Annotated in this window: 13 protein-coding genes; 7 read left to right on the top strand and 6 right to left on the bottom strand. The window is 43.2% G+C overall.

Annotation, left to right across the window (positions count from 1 at the left end):
* Nucleotides 1–118: 118 nt before the first annotated feature.
* Both AB4484_RS04140 and AB4484_RS04145 read right to left on the bottom strand, forming a co-directional pair.
* Nucleotides 119–886 (bottom strand): 1-acylglycerol-3-phosphate O-acyltransferase, encoded by a 768-nt coding sequence (locus tag AB4484_RS04140; RefSeq protein ID WP_372076554.1) that lies wholly within the window; start codon nt 884–886, stop codon nt 119–121.
* A gap of 196 nt (nt 887–1082) precedes the next feature.
* Nucleotides 1083–2021 carry a hypothetical protein gene (locus AB4484_RS04145; RefSeq protein WP_372076556.1) on the bottom strand — a complete coding sequence of 313 codons (939 nt, stop codon included), beginning with the start codon at nt 2019–2021 and terminating at the stop codon, nt 1083–1085.
* 258 nt (nt 2022–2279) lie between these two features.
* On the opposite strand from AB4484_RS04145, the gene AB4484_RS04150 reads away from it, so the two are divergent.
* From AB4484_RS04150 to AB4484_RS04165, 4 genes are all read left to right on the top strand, one after another.
* Entirely contained in the window at nt 2280–3992 is a 1713-nt protein-coding gene (locus tag AB4484_RS04150) for a class I SAM-dependent methyltransferase (RefSeq protein ID WP_372076558.1), read from the top strand.
* Between the two features lie 58 nt (nt 3993–4050).
* Nucleotides 4051–4779 (top strand): DUF429 domain-containing protein, encoded by a 729-nt coding sequence (locus tag AB4484_RS04155; protein WP_372076560.1) that lies wholly within the window; start codon nt 4051–4053, stop codon nt 4777–4779.
* Nucleotides 4780–4860: 81 nt separating this feature from the next.
* The gene (locus AB4484_RS04160; RefSeq protein ID WP_372076562.1) at nt 4861–5670 is read left to right on the top strand and encodes a M15 family metallopeptidase; all 810 of its coding nucleotides are present in this window, start codon (nt 4861–4863) and stop codon (nt 5668–5670) included.
* A gap of 305 nt (nt 5671–5975) precedes the next feature.
* Nucleotides 5976–7856, top strand: a complete 1881-nt coding sequence (locus AB4484_RS04165; protein WP_372076564.1) for an ATP-dependent zinc protease — start codon at nt 5976–5978, stop codon at nt 7854–7856.
* Nucleotides 7857–8276: 420 nt separating this feature from the next.
* On the opposite strand, the gene AB4484_RS04170 is transcribed toward AB4484_RS04165, so the two are convergent.
* From AB4484_RS04170 to AB4484_RS04180, 3 genes are all read right to left on the bottom strand, one after another.
* Nucleotides 8277–8759, bottom strand: a complete 483-nt coding sequence (locus AB4484_RS04170) for a helix-turn-helix transcriptional regulator (protein ID WP_171349763.1) — start codon at nt 8757–8759, stop codon at nt 8277–8279.
* Nucleotides 8744–10105: a type II toxin-antitoxin system HipA family toxin gene (locus tag AB4484_RS04175; protein WP_372076566.1), complete on the bottom strand. Its 1362-nt coding sequence runs from the start codon at nt 10103–10105 to the stop codon at nt 8744–8746. The genes AB4484_RS04170 and AB4484_RS04175 overlap by 16 nt, the downstream gene beginning before the upstream one ends.
* A gap of 463 nt (nt 10106–10568) precedes the next feature.
* On the bottom strand, nt 10569–11507 hold the full coding sequence (locus AB4484_RS04180) for a competence protein CoiA family protein (RefSeq protein WP_372076568.1): 939 nt from the start codon (nt 11505–11507) through the stop codon (nt 10569–10571).
* Nucleotides 11508–11648: 141 nt separating this feature from the next.
* Between AB4484_RS04180 and AB4484_RS04185 the strand changes: the two genes are divergently transcribed.
* Nucleotides 11649–13985: a TOTE conflict system archaeo-eukaryotic primase domain-containing protein gene (locus tag AB4484_RS04185; RefSeq protein ID WP_372076570.1), complete on the top strand. Its 2337-nt coding sequence runs from the start codon at nt 11649–11651 to the stop codon at nt 13983–13985.
* 247 nt (nt 13986–14232) lie between these two features.
* Here AB4484_RS04185 and AB4484_RS04190 read toward each other — a convergent pair whose 3' ends face one another.
* On the bottom strand, nt 14233–15561 hold the full coding sequence (locus AB4484_RS04190; protein ID WP_372076572.1) for an ATP-binding protein: 1329 nt from the start codon (nt 15559–15561) through the stop codon (nt 14233–14235).
* Between the two features lie 124 nt (nt 15562–15685).
* On the opposite strand from AB4484_RS04190, the gene AB4484_RS04195 reads away from it, so the two are divergent.
* Together AB4484_RS04195 and AB4484_RS04200 are read left to right on the top strand one after the other, a co-directional pair.
* On the top strand, nt 15686–16057 hold the full coding sequence (locus tag AB4484_RS04195) for a hypothetical protein (RefSeq protein ID WP_372076574.1): 372 nt from the start codon (nt 15686–15688) through the stop codon (nt 16055–16057).
* A 362-nt stretch (nt 16058–16419) separates the two neighbouring features.
* Complete coding sequence (locus AB4484_RS04200; RefSeq protein WP_372076576.1) at nt 16420–17010, top strand: type IV toxin-antitoxin system AbiEi family antitoxin domain-containing protein; 591 nt, start codon at nt 16420–16422, stop codon at nt 17008–17010.
* Nucleotides 17011–17707 lie beyond the last annotated feature (697 nt).

Raw genomic sequence — 17707 nt, forward strand, 5'->3', positions numbered from 1 at the left:
TAACGCCGGTTTTTATTTTGCGGATAAGCGCCAGCAAGTAAAACAAGAACAATGAGAGTTGCGATCGTTGAGTGTCTTTTTAAGTAACTGAGCGATGACTCAGTGGTTTCGTTGCGAGTTAGTTCGTAGAAGAACGATCTGAATCCAACTCTGGTTTTTGCTGCGCCTCTAAACGAGCCACTTCTGCATCAAGCTCTGCGATTTTCTCTGCCATGAGTACGTGACAGCGATTGGCCAGTTCTCTTGCATCACTAAGCTTGTATCCGGATACATCGATAGGTTCCAGCATCTCGGTGATCACAATGCCATTATTGGCTCGATTAAAGTCGATCTTATTGTGTGTGGTGCTGGTACACATCGGGGTGATAGGCACACCAGCTTCAATCGCCATTCGGAAAGCGCCTGTTTTGAATGGCAGTAATCCACGCCCTTTACTACGGGTTCCTTCCGGGTAAACCCAAACAGACAGGTTTCTCTGATGAATCGCTTCCGCCACTTGTTTGATGGTATCGCGTGCTTTGGACTTGTCTTCGCGGTTAATCATGATGTTACCGGTGATCCAATACAGCAGGCCAAAGAAAGGCACATACAACAAATCGCGCTTGCCCAATGAAACGGTGCGCGGTCTTAGCATTCCTGGATCGGTCACAAAGTCCAATATGCTTTGGTGGTTAGAGATGTAGACGCTGTTTTCCGGTGTAGGCGCATTATCTAGGCCGCGCTGCACCAGTTTTACCCCGATGATCTTTTGGAGTTGGTTGAACCAACGACAGAAAACGTACACATGCTTGGGGTTCTTGGGGCTAAACAAGCAGTAAACAAAAGCACATAGAGTGGTGAAAATAATAAACACCGTAGCCAAAATAATACGAAGAACAGCAAGCACAACTCACTCCTTACTCACCGCAGATGGCAGTGATTAAATAGTTTTAGATGCTTGAAGTTTTCACTCTATTTAACCGAATTGCAACAATTAACTGTGATAGCGGGCTATTTTTAGATCTTTATATAAAACAAGGACTAACAATGGGTGTTTGACACAGTTATCGAGCTTACACGTGTTCACCAGTAATGTCTTATGATCACCAATACTGTTTATTTGGATCCGATTTTTCTACCCATTCCGGATCTTGACGCGATTCCAAGTAGAGTTGTAGGCCGTTATAGGACATGAAAGCTGCAGGGCCGCCGAGGTGCTCGAAATAGTCAAAATACTCATCTTCGAGAGCACAAAGGTGGGCTAAATCTTTAACCTTGTTGGCCAGCGCCCACTGAATGGCAAATACAGGCGCTATTGAGCCTGAAATATTCACCTCTTCGACGTTTGGGTTAAACATTGAATTAGCTTGCTCAAGCAGTATCTCTTCTTGTTCAGACTCTTGTTGCAGCACCTCTTCGACGATCTCCGAGCGCTTGGTATTAGAGACACTCTTGTTCAACTTGGCGATTCGCAGTGCGTAGCTAAACCTTTCTGATGAAACAATGTCGACAAGCTGCGACAACAGCTCTTTGTCTACGCCTGCTGCTTTGGTGAAATAGTCGATACATGAATTGATTGAGGCATAACGAGTTCCGTCAAACTCAAAGCCACTGGTTTCGTCGTATACCTCAAGTGGGATGTCATCAACCGACAAAGGCCAGCCTTTATAATCGACGCGTTGCTTGGCGATTTGATACATTTTCCACGCGCTGCGCCCAAACCCACCGAGTGTCGAACCCGAGAAATCAGAATCAATAAGCTCTTGCTCCGTCCAGTTCTCACCGATGCCAAGGTGTTTAGCGTACTTGTCTATCAGAGTGTGTTTTATCTGATCGCGCACAGACCAAATTGAGGTCAGATTCTTTGAATAGTTAATTCTCGCACACTCATTACAAGCCGGCAGTGCTATCGGTGAGTGGCCAATCTTGGCAACAGCCTGCGCAGTCTTAGGGAATTCAACAACATCATTGGAAGGTTCACCACAAAACCAACAGGTGTGGCGCAGGTTGAATGGGGTATCTATGTGCGAGTATGTGTTCATTAGTCTTTATCAGCTAGGCGCTTTAGGCGAGTTATTCATCTTCAAACAATTATCTCTGTTCGCACGTCAGCTTGCACCTTGTTTGTTTTTGTTTTGCTGACGAGACTGATTCGCCTGATGAGCTTATTGGGTGGATATTGATATAAAACAGTCACTAACGATAAATATTGCTCGGTGTGGCTGAACTTGCATGAGCTGCTAGCAATCGCCTAAGCTCCCCATTACTATTGAGATAGACTCCTTACTCCAATAGCGCATATGTCCTCATCGATTCCTTTTTACGATAAAAATGCTCACACACTTTGCCAGCAGTACAACTCAGTGACGTTCGAGACGGTGCATAAAAGCTGGCAAGCTTATTGGCCTTTAGAGGGCGATAAAGTATTAGATGTCGGTGCAGGGAGCGGTCGTGATGCGCTATGGATGCACAAAGCCGGAGCTGATGTTATTGCGATAGAACCAAGTGCTTCATTACGTGAACAAGGCTCTAAATATACAGGCCCAAGTGTTACCTGGATTGATGATTCACTTCCCTCCCTTAGCCGCACCGAAAACCTCGGAATGCGTTTTGACTTGATATTGGTGAGTGCGGTTTGGATGCATCTCGCTCCGTCTCATCGAGAGCGTGCATTTAGAAAGTTGTCTAACTTACTGGCTCCAAATGGCAAGTTGGTGATCACTCTGCGTCATGGGGAGTTTCAAGACAGTCGACAAGGCTATGAAGTCTCGGTTGAAGAGCTAGAGCGTTTATCAAAAAACAGCGCCTTGTTGGTTCGTCATGTCGATGATAGCCAAGACACATTGAACCGCAGTGAAGTGTGGTGGCAAACCGTGGTGATGACACTGCCAGATGATGGCTCCGGTGACTTGAACAAGGTGCGCCATATTATTGTGAATGACAACAAGTCGGCCACATACAAGTTGGCTTTGTTGAGAACTCTACTGAGAATTGCTGATGCTCATTCAGGCGCTGTGATTGATCGAACTGATGGGAAAATTTCTCTACCAGTGGGCTTGGTCGCGCTGTATTGGGTTAGGCAGTTTAAGCGACTGATTGATATCGACATAGAAGGCGTCGGGATTCAGCAAAATAGCAACACAACAAAGGGACTTGGGTTTGTAAAAGAGGATGGGTGGAATAAACTCAAACACTTAAGTGCTGATGATCTAGCGATAGGCGCTATGTTTCTCGGCGATGAAGCCAAGGCTCTACAAAAGCTATTTTCACAAACGATCAGCACCATTAAATCAGGACCTGTGACTTTCATTTATCAAGGCTCGAAAGACAACCGACTATTCGATATATACCCACCTCATAAACGACGGAAGAGCCGAGAATCACTGGTCATTGATAGTGAGTTCTTAGAAAGCTTTGGCTATTTCACTCTCGATGAAAGCCTGTGGGAGTGCTTTAGAATCTACCACTCTTGGATTGAACCGCTGGTGGTGAATCAATGGGTCATGGAGATGCAGCGTTTCGAGTTGAACCGACAGCGAAGTATCTCATTGCAGACGTATCACGACTGCTTGGTATGGATCGATCAAAACCACGATACTCGCGATGTGCGTAAACGTGTCGAGCAACTTAGATCTGATCGTGCCGACATTGTCAGCGTGTGGAGTGGAAAAACATTAAAAAGTGAGTATCACGTTGATCATTGTTTGCCTTTCGCTTACTGGCCAAACAACGATAAGTGGAACCTCTTTCCTACTACAAGCAAAGAGAACTTAAGTAAAAGTGACAAAGTTCCTACGGCTGAAAAGCTGCGCTCGTCTAAGTCTCGTATTCTAGAGTGGTGGCAACTCGCTTGGAACGATTCGGCTCATTTTGAACAACAATTCTTTTCAGAAGCCGCGCTTTCGTTACCTAACATACCAGCGCAGTGTCGAGACTTTGAAGAGGTGTTCGATGCAATGGGCTTGCAGGTACGTGGTGTAAAAAGCCGGCTGTTTATTAGTGAGTGGCACTGATCATTAAGTGGGCTAGTTATCCCAAATAACCCTCAACAAACTAATCATCGAGAACATAATGAAATACATCGGAATTGATGGCTGCAAGGCGGGTTGGATCGCTTGGATTGTCTCTGACAATGAGATACCTGCGTTTAAAGTGGTAAACACCCTCGATGAGTTGGTTGATGACCTTACGGGAGCAACAACGTTAATCGATATGCCGATTGGCTTTAGCGATCCGCTTACTCCAGATAGATTATGCGATAAAGCAGCAAGACGTTTTCTCACCAGCAAGCGTGGCTCTTCCGTGTTTCCTGTTCCGTGCCGAGAGGCGGTTTATCAAACCGATTACATTGCGGGATGTAATGCCAATGTTGAGCAGCTTGATAAGAAGTTTTCTAAACAGACTTGGGGAATTGTGCCCAAGCTCCGTGAGCTTGATGAGCTCATTCAAACTCATCCCAATCTTTCTATCAGGGAATCACATCCTGAGGTGGTGTTTGCGGCATTGAAAGGCGCACCTCTGACCTTTTCAAAACGAACGCCAGAAGGCAAAGAAGAACGGCTTTCTATTATTCAGCAACTCGCCCCTCAATGGTGTAACGGCTTGTCGTTGGCCATTTCAAACACTAAACGTAAAGACGTCGCGATAGACGATATTTACGATGCGTTCGTACTTATGTTGGTTGCCTATTACGCTCCGCAATTATCGACCTTACCTGAGCTTTCGGATGTTGGTGGAGAAGCGGATGTCGACCAGAACGGACGAGTTCGAGAGATTGTCTATTGGGATAAAACGCGCTAACAAAGCGTGCGCTCAACTTGGCTTAATATGCTATTTTCCAACTTCTGCTACTTTTCACTCTTACTATTTTGAGTCTTTGATATGAAACGTTTTATTGTCGGCTGGCTGGTCACTGTGCTCAGTGCTGCGAGTTATGCCCAAGTTGCCCCTATATCTCAATGGCAATGCGACATGATGAAAAAGAACAATGTCTTGAGCAGTGGTGCGCCTGTTGGTTGTGAGCGACTATCCAAAGTGGATTTCGATTTCATTAATTTCAAAGGGGAAACTCAACAGGGCAATATGATCGTGCTTGATGTTGTTGCGCCTGCGGTTGAACAAATCTTTTCAGAGCTTAAACTGCGCAATTTTCCTCTTCATTCTGCTCGCCTTATGCGTGAATTCAGAGGTGACGATAACGCCTCAATGGACGCGAACAACAGCAGCGCGTTTAACGCTCGTCCTATTACAGGCGGAGGAGGTTGGTCGAAGCATGCCTATGGTGTGGCGATAGACATCAACCCAGTTCAAAACCCTTTCTTAGAGTTCGATAGCAACGGAAAAATAACGGTAAAGCCTTCACAATCTGCGACAAGCTATGTGAATCGTACTCGCTTTCGTGCGCGTAATGAAATAAAACGCCGCGGCATGGCAGAAGATGTGGTTGAGCTGTTTGCCCATCACGGATTTATGATCTGGGGAGGGGATTGGAATAGCCCCATCGATACTCAGCATTTTGAGGTTGGATCAAGAAAGTTCGTTAACCAACTGCTCTCTAAACCACAACCTGAAGCCAAGGTGTTATTTGAGCGCTACGTCGAATCTTATCGACAGTGCTATCTCAAAAATAAAGGTGAGGACGCAGAAAAAGCTCGAGCTATCTGTGCAAAGAAAACAGTCGGGACTTTTTAGTGCTATGTTTATCTAGAACCGTTTGTGTTTTAGCAAGTTAAACTCGCTTAAGGTGTGTTTTGAATCGCTAAGGTCAGCGCTCGTCGTTGGCCTTTTTTGTATTCATTTCTTCAATAGAACACCGAGCATTGAAAAGGTTATTGGGTATCCATTAGTCAATAATCGATAAGCGAATGCAGCGCAAAGTCATCGGTTTGTCATTTAAAAACTCATAGCGTTAACGTTATGTGAGAACCATTGCTGGTGGGGGAACTCTTCGCGGAAACGCCAGTATTATTAGTGAACTGATCACAACGGACCAACTAATGAAAAAGATACCTTTGGCTCTAACTCTTTTAAGCACTCTACTTTTTTCACAATACACTTTGGCTACTGACACTTCACCTACCACTCAAAATCCCACTTACGAACTCGATGGTAAGTCGGTATTAGGTCGCACTGAGAACGTGTACTTATCTAGCGTTCAAGGGCTAAAAGACGTTCCTTTCATTGGTAAAATTGATACCGGTGCAGAAACCACTTCTATGCATGCTGAAGACATTCATGTGAAGAGCTCTAATCCCGATTACCAAAATCTCAAAGACAAAGAGTTGATGGCGGCGTTAACCGAAGACCTGTTGAACAATTCCGATGTTGATTACGATGATTGGGGTGGCAGCACCTTTGCGAAATATGAAGCTGTGGTCTCTTTTAAGGTCCAAAACCCACGCACGGGAGACATGGTATTAATCGAAGCGCCTTTAGAGCGTGTCAGTATGATACGCAGCCGCACTAGCAGCACGCCTTTACTTCGTCCTACCGTAAAAATGTCGCTTACCATTGCAGAGCAAGAGCTAAAAACAGACGTTAACCTGACCGACAGAAGCCATTTCTCTGCGCCAGTATTGATCGGCAAAACCTTCCTTGCAGATAACGCATTGGTGTTTGCAGGTTACGACTATTTACAAGAGCAAGAGAACGCAACGGTGGTTGGCCGTAAAGAGGTGGTTTCTATCTCTGGAATGGCGATGAATGCGACCTTCTCTTTAAAGAATCGCTACAGCATTTTGCATGCAAAAGACATCGACATAGACAAAAAGAACAAAGAAGTGACGTTTGATATGTTCGACAACGACGGCAAGCAAAAAGAGATGACGTTGCCGTTGGTTCGTATGTTAAGCGTGAGCGGTAAGAAGAGACCTTTGGTGTATGTGCCTGTTCAACTCGATGAAAACACAACTAAAGACGTTCTGGTGTACCTACGTGAGCGCTCGAGTAGTGAGTCTCAGTTGAGATTTGGAACCAGCACCGCCAGCGAACTCTTCATGATCGACACCAGTGCTGAGAATATTTTATCAGAAGGTTCAGAGAATTTTAGTGATGTAGCTGAGTCTGGTGAGCCTATGATTATCTCGCCGGAAGAGGACATCACCCTAGATGACTTCCCGCTTAAGGCTGTGGCTTCTTTCACTGTCAATACGCCTTTGTTGAAGGTCGACAGTTTTGAAATGACAGGTAAAGGCAAAGATGCTTCCGTTGAATTTTATCTTACCGATGTAAATGGTGAGAAGCAGAAGGTGACCAAGCCAATTATTAAGAAGCTTAAAGTCGGGGATGATACTCGTCCGGTTGTAAGTGGTGAGTTTGCGGTGTCTGGAAAAGTGCGTACGCAAGAGTTTGCCATCGATGTGCTTAATACAAATGAGAAAGAAGCGTACTTTATTTTAGGTAAGAAGATGGCGAAAGAGGGCGTTTACGTTAATACGCGTTCTGATTACCTTCTGAAAGCTGAGCCACTGTTTAAAGTTGGGCACATCGAAGTCGTTGAAGTCAACGGCATGAAGTTCCCGGCCAAGCTCGACACTGGTGCGGATGTAAGCTCAATGAACGCAGTCAACATCAAACGATTTAAGAAAGATGGTCAAGACATGGTGAGCTTTACCTATCAAAACAACCAAGGCGATAAGCAAGATTTCACCAAGCCAGTGATTGATGTAATGCGCATTAAAGCCAAGAAAGGCGAGAAGGTAAACATTCGCCCTGTAGTAGAAATGAAGGTTAAGCTCGGAGACCTAGAGAAAGAGGTGAGGGTAAACCTTCAAGACCGCTCTCGCTTCGAATACAGTATGATCTTAGGCAAGAACTTCCTGAAACATGGTGCGGTAGTGAGTAGTGATGAAGATTACTTGTTAGGTGATATGGAGTAATCCCTAAACTTATCTAAGTTCGTATCAGAACAGTTCTAAACAGCCACACATTTCAGTATTGGGATGTGTGGCTTTTTTTTGAGAGTCTGTTTTTTGATATTGGTAGATAAGTGTTTGTTATAAATGATTTTATTTACTAATGCATAAGATTCAGACAAACAAAAAGGGCCAACTCTTTCGAGTTGGCCCTTTCCAAACGTTTGGTGGGCTGGCGGGAGTTGAATGGTTGTCTCATTTGTATAGGATTCAATAGTTTAAAACGGTTGTTTGAATTTAGTGTTACATTGAATGTTACATGAAAATCCTACTTCAAAAGGAACTGAACCCCCGTCCAAATATAACTTTTAGCTATTACGGACTGACGAAATCATAGCAAAATAATCTTAAAATTATCTGCGACCGTTAGCTATCAGTAGGTGATCAGTTATTATCGAGCAATGAGTTTAGCATACTCGATGAGGACGGGATTAGACCAACTTTTAGACCAAAAGGTTTGAAGACTTTATTCAATATGTCTGTTTTGTAGTTACCACGATCATTCTCTATATCAGAGAGGGTTTTTCGGGACACATCTACGAGCCTTGCGTAAACATCTTGCTTTAAACCTAAAACATTGATCCGAAGCTCTTTCAGTGCCTGACCTTGGGTTAGTTCGCCGAACAGTAGTTGTTTAACTATTTGATTTACTATCCTGCTGCGTTCGGTTGCTTTTGGAGGTAGAGTCTTTTTTGATGCCCTTTGAGAAGTGCGACCTCCGAGGTTAACAGTATCAGCCTTTACGTTGTCGTCACTGTTTGTATTGTGAGGACTAGAGACCTGTTTGCGATTATGTCGGAGACGATTAACGACATCATTTATAGACTCTTTAGATGACTTGTTATTATTGCTCATAACAGCCCCCATTTTTTCAATTTTTCAGGGATATGATTTAATCCAATAGCTGGCATTTTAATGATCTGCTCTGGAACCCCACGAGCGATCAGTCTTTCTTTAAGATCCAGACATTTTTCTGAGGTATCTTTAAGCTCGCTCAGTAAGAGCTCACTCGGCACAAGGTCAGACAGTGATTCTGCAATACCGATAAAATTGTAAGTGCCTCCAACTTCTAGTGGGGCTTTCCATTTTGTAGTTCTTGGAATACCTTCTGGATCGGCTTTCATTGGAGCAAAATCGTAGATTGGGGCTAATTTAATATAACCATCACCTTTTAAGAATGAGGTGTTTCTACCGTGGTTGTCGCTATTGCCAAATAGGATGTTAAGTAAGTCTCTCTTTACCCACTCTACAACAAAGCTCTGAACATCAAAGTCATACCCTTGATTTTGCACCATATGACTATGGGTGATTTTTTCAATTAACGTTCTAATCGTCGCTTCATGCTCTAGAGTTACGCCTGCACCTTTATTCAAAATGGAGTAAACAGACTCCATTCCGAATTTTTCAATCTGTTGCTCTTCGTTAAAACGAATATCAAATCTAGGTAACCATAAAGAAGGGTAGTTTAATCCTTCTTCTAATCGCATATTTTGGATTGGTATGGTATCAAAACCCATAGCGGTGAGTTCGTGATAATAATGAAACTCAGCTCGAAGAATATTGCAGTCAACAGTGCTTCTTGAGCCTCTAGGATACTTGACTAAATAGTGTAGATCTTGGTTGGTGTTATCATCTTGATAAGGGTCGATCCATATCTTACTTCGCTCTGTGATTTCTTTAGAGCAACGCAAGATTAGTTTTGGTGCTTCACCTCCTGCGCCTGTTGCACCGCCAGCCGCAGCCCCTCTTTGTTGAGCATAATCTAAAAAGTCACTTGCGCGGTTTTTTACATCGTCTAGAGAAAAGTAGAGGGTATCTGACTCTTCATAGCGTTCTGGTAGAGAGTCTTTTACTCGCAAGTTGCCGATAGGCGACATTGTGCCAAATTTTAGTAAAACATAGTCTTGTTCATCAATTGAAAGATCTTCAATGTCTAGGTGTTTGACCCAATAGCGTCTGCTTGCCCCACTTGGCATGATGTCATCAAGAAAAGTTAGCCATCCAGGCCGCCCCATGTCGTCAAAGAAAAAAGATACAGGCAGGTTCACTGATACGGCGTGTAGGTCATCTTTTTCGTGATGTCCTAATGCGTAGTCTCCGAGGTAATTGAGTTCAGTCACTCGGAAGTTGTTCTGTTCACTTTTAGGAAATGAAATGATAGCAATATCTAGCCATTCACCTTTGATAAAAGCTTGTATGTTTAACTCTTCCATTGAGGGCTCCATTCTTTTCATGAGTAGTATAATACTCATAAGGCTTGATTTTATCAATTAATGTATAAAATATTACTCATTAGCAGACAGGGAAGCCTCTGTAGGCTTCCAGTTTGGAGCTCTGCTCGTTGTTCAAATTAGCATGGTAGTGTGGAGCATACTGTATTGCGTCGTGCTGATTAAGAGTTAGTTATTTCCATATGTGTTGTGGGTAAAAATAGGCCAATGTTCACGCTAAAAATAAATTTCATCGGTGATTGATTGGAAGAAGTATTTGCCAATAATGACACCTGTACTACTCATTGTTTTGGTTTTTCTTCATTTATGCAACCTTAACTACTCATTAGTTGTTTAAAGAGCTCGAGCCTGAGAAACAAAAGCAGGGAGTATCAGGTTCTGTTCATTTTTTTAGGTTTGTTCATAAAAAATGAACAGGGGAAGTAAATGAACACTTGATGCGTTTTTATCTCGAAGAGATTTCGCTAGCATACAAATGGCTATGACATTTGGGGCAGGTAGGTTGCCCTGGTAATGAAGCTTGCCATTGGCAGTTACACATGATGCATTCGAATGTTGCTGTTCTTTTGGGTATCGGTGGCGGAGGAGTTATCGGCTTGTTTCTTGGCATAAGCCAAGGGTGACTGTGTAGAGAGGATGAACGGTCTCTAGAACTAGAGTGACTAGTTGTTGAGTGAGGTTTGGGTTGATAGCTAGCGATAGCCGAGTTTAAACGTTGATATGCTGCTTTCTGCATTGACGCTTTTCGTGGATGAAATACCCAACTCTTAGATGGCAGGTCATTTTGTAGAAAGTGCTTCAGCCTATCTAGTTGTCGAGTTCCAGATCTATCTTCTTTGAATAAGTGGTGTGTATCATCGAGTTTAATTTCTAGCACACCACTTTGTTGGTTATCAGAGACATGAAGCTCCGCAGGGAGTGGGCGATTTGGGTGGGTAAAGTAGACGACAAAAGAGAAATCTTGAACCTTACCAACAATGTCGACAACGCAATTTGAAAACGGTGCTTCCTTATGTACGTCTTCTAGTTCGATAGTTGTTTGTTTTGCTACCAGAAATTCTTCTTTGAAGTGAGTTCCTTTAGCCTGGCGAGCTACAGTGCACTTGTACTCTGGGAGATCGATCCTAATACCTGTTTCGATAACTTGCCTTGCCATCATTCTGACTGAAACAAAGAAGGAAAAGTCACACTCCTTATCGGTTTTATCTACTTTGCGAGTTGCATGGGCAAAGTGCCACTGCTTCTCTTCCCCCTGTCGGGCTATGAGTGGAGTGTGACAAGATGGACAAATACAATCACATTTCTTTCCGCGAGGTACATCAGAGACATCCACAAAGGAATGGTCTTCGTTTCTCAAGCCAAAAGGAACGTGTTGAAGTGTCATGTTGCGTTATGCTGTTAATTGTTGGGACGTTGGTATCATAATAAGCTAGAAAGCTTGGTCAATATGTTAGGTAGTTAGCAATAATGCTTATGGCTTAATATGTACTGATTTGTGTTGTCGGACTTGCCGCTGGGACTAAATATGAATGAGCTTGAAAAGATTGAACAGCAGATCTTAGAGTTAAGGGCAAAGTTAAGCCACTTAGAACAGCGTCGTCAATCTTTGCTAGCTCAAGGCGATAGCGTCGTGGCGAGTACCCCAAAGGAATATTCTCCAGATCAAAAGATCGCTTTATTTAAGAGCTACTTTAAAGGGAATGAAAATTGTTACGCGCATCGTTGGCAGAATAATAAAGGGAGAAGTGGTTATGCAGTCGCTTGCCACAATGAATGGCAGCAAGGGCTCTGCAACAAACCTAAAATTAAATGCTTGGAGTGTCCCAACCAGGCGTTTAAATCACTAGACGAAGAAGCACTCTACAATCACCTAGTAGGACAAGAAGTTATTGGCTTATACCCAATGCAACCAAACAACACATGTTGGTTGTTAGCTGTTGATTTCGACAAAAGCGATTGGCAATTAGCGTCAAAAGCCTATGTTGATGCATGCCAACAGAATGGAATTGATTGTCTACTAGAGCGATCAAGGTCAGGGAATGGAGCACACGTGTGGATTTTCTTCGAGCAAGCCATAGAAGCCAAGCTAGCTCGTCAGATGGGCTTTTTCCTATTAGATGAAGCGATGAAAATTCATGGGGCTCTATCTTTTGAGTCTTACGATAGGCTATTTCCTAACCAAGATGTTCTGCCTATAGGGGGGATCGGTAATCTAATAGCTTTGCCATTGCAAAAGCAATCACGTTCATGTGGAAACTCGACATTTGTTGATCAGTCCTTTGTTTCTTTTGTCGATCAATGGGCTGCTCTGGTTTCAACACAGCGTGTTCCATCTGTAAAAATTGAAACGCTTTTGAACAGTTATGAACACCAAGAGCAAATATCGGCTGATAGCAGTCAGCAAGCCCCTTGGGAGCGTTCGCTACCAACGAGAATTGTCATAGAGGATTGCCCTAACGTGTTGCAAGTGGTCATCGCTAATAGACTCTATATTTCGTTGTCTAGTCTTCCTAACCCTTTAATCGCCCAGTTAAAGAAAATCGCATCTTTCTCAAATCCTAAATTCTTCAAAGCTCAGGGATTGCGCTTATCGACAAATGGCATTGCTCGGTTTATTTGTCTAGCGGAGATAGACAGTGGCTACTTGAGTTTGCCTAGAGGGTGTTTGGATGATTTGAAGGATATCTGTTCTTCTTATGGTATTTCATTACAGCTAGAAGATAAGAGAGTTAAAGGGAAGCAACTAGCGACTATCACATTTGTCGGTTCTCTGCGTTCTGCACAACGTAAAGCTGTCGATATACTTCTTCAATATGAGAATGGTGTGCTTCATGCGCCGACAGCGTTCGGCAAAACGATTACCGCGATTGGCCTGATATGCCAAAGGAAGGTTAATACTTTAGTGCTGGTTCACAATAAACAACTCGTCGAGCAGTGGGAAGAGAGATTAAAGGTCTTTGCTCAGGGTGTTGAGGTTGGTGTGTGGACTGGAAGCAAGAAGAAGCCCACGGGGCAGATCGATATTGCGACGTATCAAAGTTTGGTCAATAGAAGTGACAACAGCGTTAATAAATTGGTTCAGGGTTATGGGCAAATAATCGTCGATGAGTGCCATCATTTATCCGCACCTCAATTTGAACGAGTTTTATCTGAATCCCATGCCAAGTTTATTGTTGGTATAAGTGCTACCTTAGAGCGACGAGACGGGCATCAACCGATTATCTTCATGCAGGCGGGTAAGGTTAGGCATAGCATCAAGTCCGAGCAAGGAGCTCGGTTAGTTCAGCGATTGGAAAAGAAAGTCTTATCATTTGAAGTCCCTCTAAATTTGGTTTCTGATGAGCCTAAACCGCATATTTCCGATGTATATCGCTGGTTGATGCTGCACTCTGAACGTAACAAGGTCATAGTTGATGACATCAAAAATGAAGTTGCTAAAGGAAAAGTTCCCATTGTATTAACAGAGCGAAGAGAGCACGCCAATATCATTTCTAGGATGTTAGAGGATACTGGACTTAACCACCAAATGCTTGTTGGAGCTATGAAAAAAAAGCAGCAAGCGGAAGTTATGGCAAAACTAGCAACCACCGAAGTACTTGTTGCTACTGGGCGCTTTATTGGAGAAGGCTTCGACTTACCTAGATTAGATACGCTGATATTGGCACTGCCAGTATCCTGGAAAGGTTCGCTTATTCAGTATGTGGGGCGAATTCAGCGTGAGTTTGAAGGGAAAGATGAAGTTAAAGTTATCGACTACGTCGACCCGAAAATCCCAATGTTGTCGAGGATGTTTAAGAAAAGAGAGAAAGGTTATCGCGCGTTGGGTTTTGAGGAGGCTCCAGATGAGGGGCTGTTAATATAGCTTATGCCCAAACCTTGTCGGTTTGAATAGGTCGAGTTAGTTTCATTACCGCGATCCGCAGCAAACAAAAAGAAAATATGTCTTCATGATTGTAGGCTGACCATTCATGAAGAAACATTGATAATGGTTCGTAAAGTGCGGTTAGCAATTTACGAACTGAGAAGTTTTTATCGTTTGGACTTCAGTGACTCTCGTAAGTGGCAACCTCTGGAACATGCGTTAGCACACATACTCATACCTCCAACCTTCACTCATCGCCCCCCTTCAGATGCTCAAGCAAGTATTCCGTGTAGTACAAAGGCATATCAATGTGTTCTGTTTCTGATGCTGGAGATCCTTGAGCTCCCGTCAGCTTAATGGTTTTGTGAGGGCTGCACTTCTCGATATAGGATTGCAGTGATTTTGCCCGAGTGCGTTTTCCGCTTTTTACTTCAACAGGAATGATACGATCTAGCTCGTCCGCGATAATGAACTCTATCTCTGCTCGTGCATCTCTCCAAGAGTAACAGGGCTCAAATCCCATTGCAGCTAGCTCTTGTTGTACATAATTCTCAGCGATATAGCCTTTGTTATCATAGCTCTGTAGCTTCATTTCACGGTAGCTAGTGCCAAGCATATGGTTAAGTAGTCCAATATCGAAGAGGAACAGCTTAATGATGTTTTCTTTCTTATATGCTGACAACGGAGCTCTTGGCTGTCCATCGATTTGGTGGTTCTTTAAAATGAGTTTGCACTTATGAAGCCAGGAAATAGCACTTTCATACTCTGCATAACGAGATTTGCGTTCGTGAACGCCCTTGAATTTGAACCGTTTAACGGAGTCATCGAATACCGAAGATAACTGGGCTGGGATGCTTTTAAATACAGACTCGATGAGTTGCGCATCCACTTTTCCAGAGTATTTTCCGAAATCACGCATGTAGCCCTCAATTAAGTTTCGATGGACTTCAGAGACGGCTTCAATTCGGTCAATGATACTGAGTTGAGAGTTTTCGAACCACGAGTTTACGGCTTCAGGCATACCGCCAACAACGTAATAATCAGTAAGTAGCTCAAGTAACTTGGTATGGACTGCGGCAGAATTCAACTGTTGCTCGTAGGCTTTTTGAAGAGCTTTCTGTTCAGAGGCCCATAAAAACTCTTTAAAAGTAAGTGGCCTTAACTCGTATTGCTCTACTTTGCCCACTGGAAATGACGTGAGTCGATCGATATTGGAGCCACATGCGGCGACGTAAGCTTTAGGGGTCTTCTCTGCAAAATATTTTAGAGCTGTCATAGCTCTCGGGCACTCGCCAATTTCATCGAGGATGAGAAGATCTGTCGATAAATCAAAGACCTTACCAGTTAAAAGTTCAATATTAGTAATGATTTTATCAGGGTTGAGAGAACCAGCGAAAGCCTTTATAAATTCAGGGTTTTCTAGAAAATCGATTCTTAGAACATTTTCAAATGATTTTCCTAGAAGCTCTTCTAGTAGGAAGGTCTTTCCTGTTCGTCTAGCTCCGTCAATTAAGAGAGGCTTTCTGGTTATATTTTCTTTCCAGACTACTAGGTTTTTAAGCAGTGTACGATCCATTTAAGCACCTTATTTAAAGCGTTATTCATGCTTATTATTACACTTTTATGCGCATTAAAATGTGAGGCTTTACTATTTTAAGCGCATTTAAGTGTTGTGTGGCGCTACTGTTTAACTGGAATATTTGGAGTGGGAAAAAGGAGTGCTATATAACTTGTTGTTTGATAAGATAAATTTTAATGGTCAATTAGTTAAGGCGGTTGAAGTGCCATATTGCAAAATAGCTTTGGTGGTGACTCCGAAAATGGACATCGGAGATGTTCTAAATGAGTTATCTACAACCAAATTTAACGCTGAACACGCTGTTCAATACGAGTGGGATAAAAACCAATTTTGTATAGATAATGGCATGAACAATGTACGAGCAGTGATCGATGAAAAGAGGAAGCTTATTCTATTTTGTTGTCGCTATCCGCATTACATTGATATAGCTGAAGAGCTACTCACTGAGTTCGCAGATGAACAAGCTTTATTGATTGAAAACCTAGAAGTTTAGTTTATCTAAGCAGGGTTGTTTGAGCGCAATCTGTCATTTTTCAACTCAGGTTTAATCAAACCTGACAGATTGCAAACTCATTTGTGTTTTGACATTTTAATTAGATTGAACGTTCTATCACCTAGCTTGGCATAGAAGGTGTTAATGGTTTTTTCTTAATAATTTACCCCCCCCCCACCTTAAGTACTCTCGTCTTTTGGCCGCTCCTGTATCTACTCATCATAGGTGGCGTTCGTGATGATGGTAATGTGCTAATCGTAGTATTTGGTCTATAGACAAGATTAAATTACTCAAATGTTGTAGAAGAATGATACGTTTTGCCATACATTACTCACAAGTAATGACGAAACGTATCATTTTTTATGAACCCACTACATCTTGAACAGCTTAAAAAACTTTCCATATTTACAACCTCTGATGCTGCAAAGTGCGACATAACACGTGCTGCCCTTTCTCGTGCCGTAGAAAAAGGCTTTATAGAGAGGATACAGCGTGGACTGTACGGATATATTGGTAGAGAAGAATCTGAAATGCAGTCATTTGCAGAAGTTGGTGTTAGAGCTAAAAAAGGCGTTATCTGCCTCTTGTCAGCTCTGAGATACCATAATCTCACCACAGAAGCACCTTTTCAGGTATGGGTATGTATCAGAAAGGGCGAGAGAGCTCCCAAGGTTGAGTATCCAAACATTAGAATCATTCGTAGTAGAGATACAGAGGATATTGGGATTATCACAACAGTTATCGATGGCGTCCCTGTTTTGGTTACGGACGCTGAACGGACGATAGTTGATTGCTTTAAGTTCCGTAGCAAGGTTGGCATAGATGTTGCTATTGCAGCACTTTCGGAGGCAAAGCAAGCTAACAAGCTAGATCAGGGGAAACTTTGGAAATATGCTAAACATTTCAGAATGACAAATATAATGATGCCATATATGGAAGCTATATATGCCTAACGTGAACCCTTATATCTCCCACGCGTGGGAGACGCAAAGTATCGCGCTAGACCTCTAGCGTGACATTTAACTCGTCATTTATCCAAGTGCTCGGCAGGACGGTGGTGATAACTAGTGGTATCTCCCACACGTGGGAGACGCAAAGCTTCGCGCTAGACCTCTAGCGTGACATTTAACTCGTTATTCATTCAAGTGCCTGGCAGGACGATGGTGATAACCAGTGGTATCTCCCACGCGTGGGAGACGCAAAGTATCGCGCTAGACCTCTAGCGTGACATTTAACTCGTTATTTATCCAAGTGCTTGGCAAGACAGTGGTGATAACCAGCGGTATCTCCCACACGTGGGAGACGGCCAGTCTCGCGCTAGACCTCTAGCGTGATATTCGACTCGCTATTCATTTAAGTGCTCGGTAAGACAGTGGTGATAACCAGTGGTATCTCCCACACGTGGGAGGCGCAAAGCTTCGCGCTAGACCTCTAGCGCGACATTTAACTCGTTATTCATTCAAGTGCTCGGCAGGACGATGGTGATAACCAGTGGTATCTCCCACGCGTGGGAGACGCAAAGTATCGCGCTAGACCTCTAGCGTGACATTTAACTCGTTATTCATTCAAGTGCCTGGCAGGACGATGGTGATAGCCAGTGGTATCTCCCACGCGTGGGAGACGCAAAGTATCGCGCTAGACCTCTAGCGT

This window comes from Vibrio sp. 10N.261.46.A3 (assembly GCF_041472995.1).
GTDB classification, from domain to species: domain Bacteria; phylum Pseudomonadota; class Gammaproteobacteria; order Enterobacterales; family Vibrionaceae; genus Vibrio; species Vibrio coralliirubri.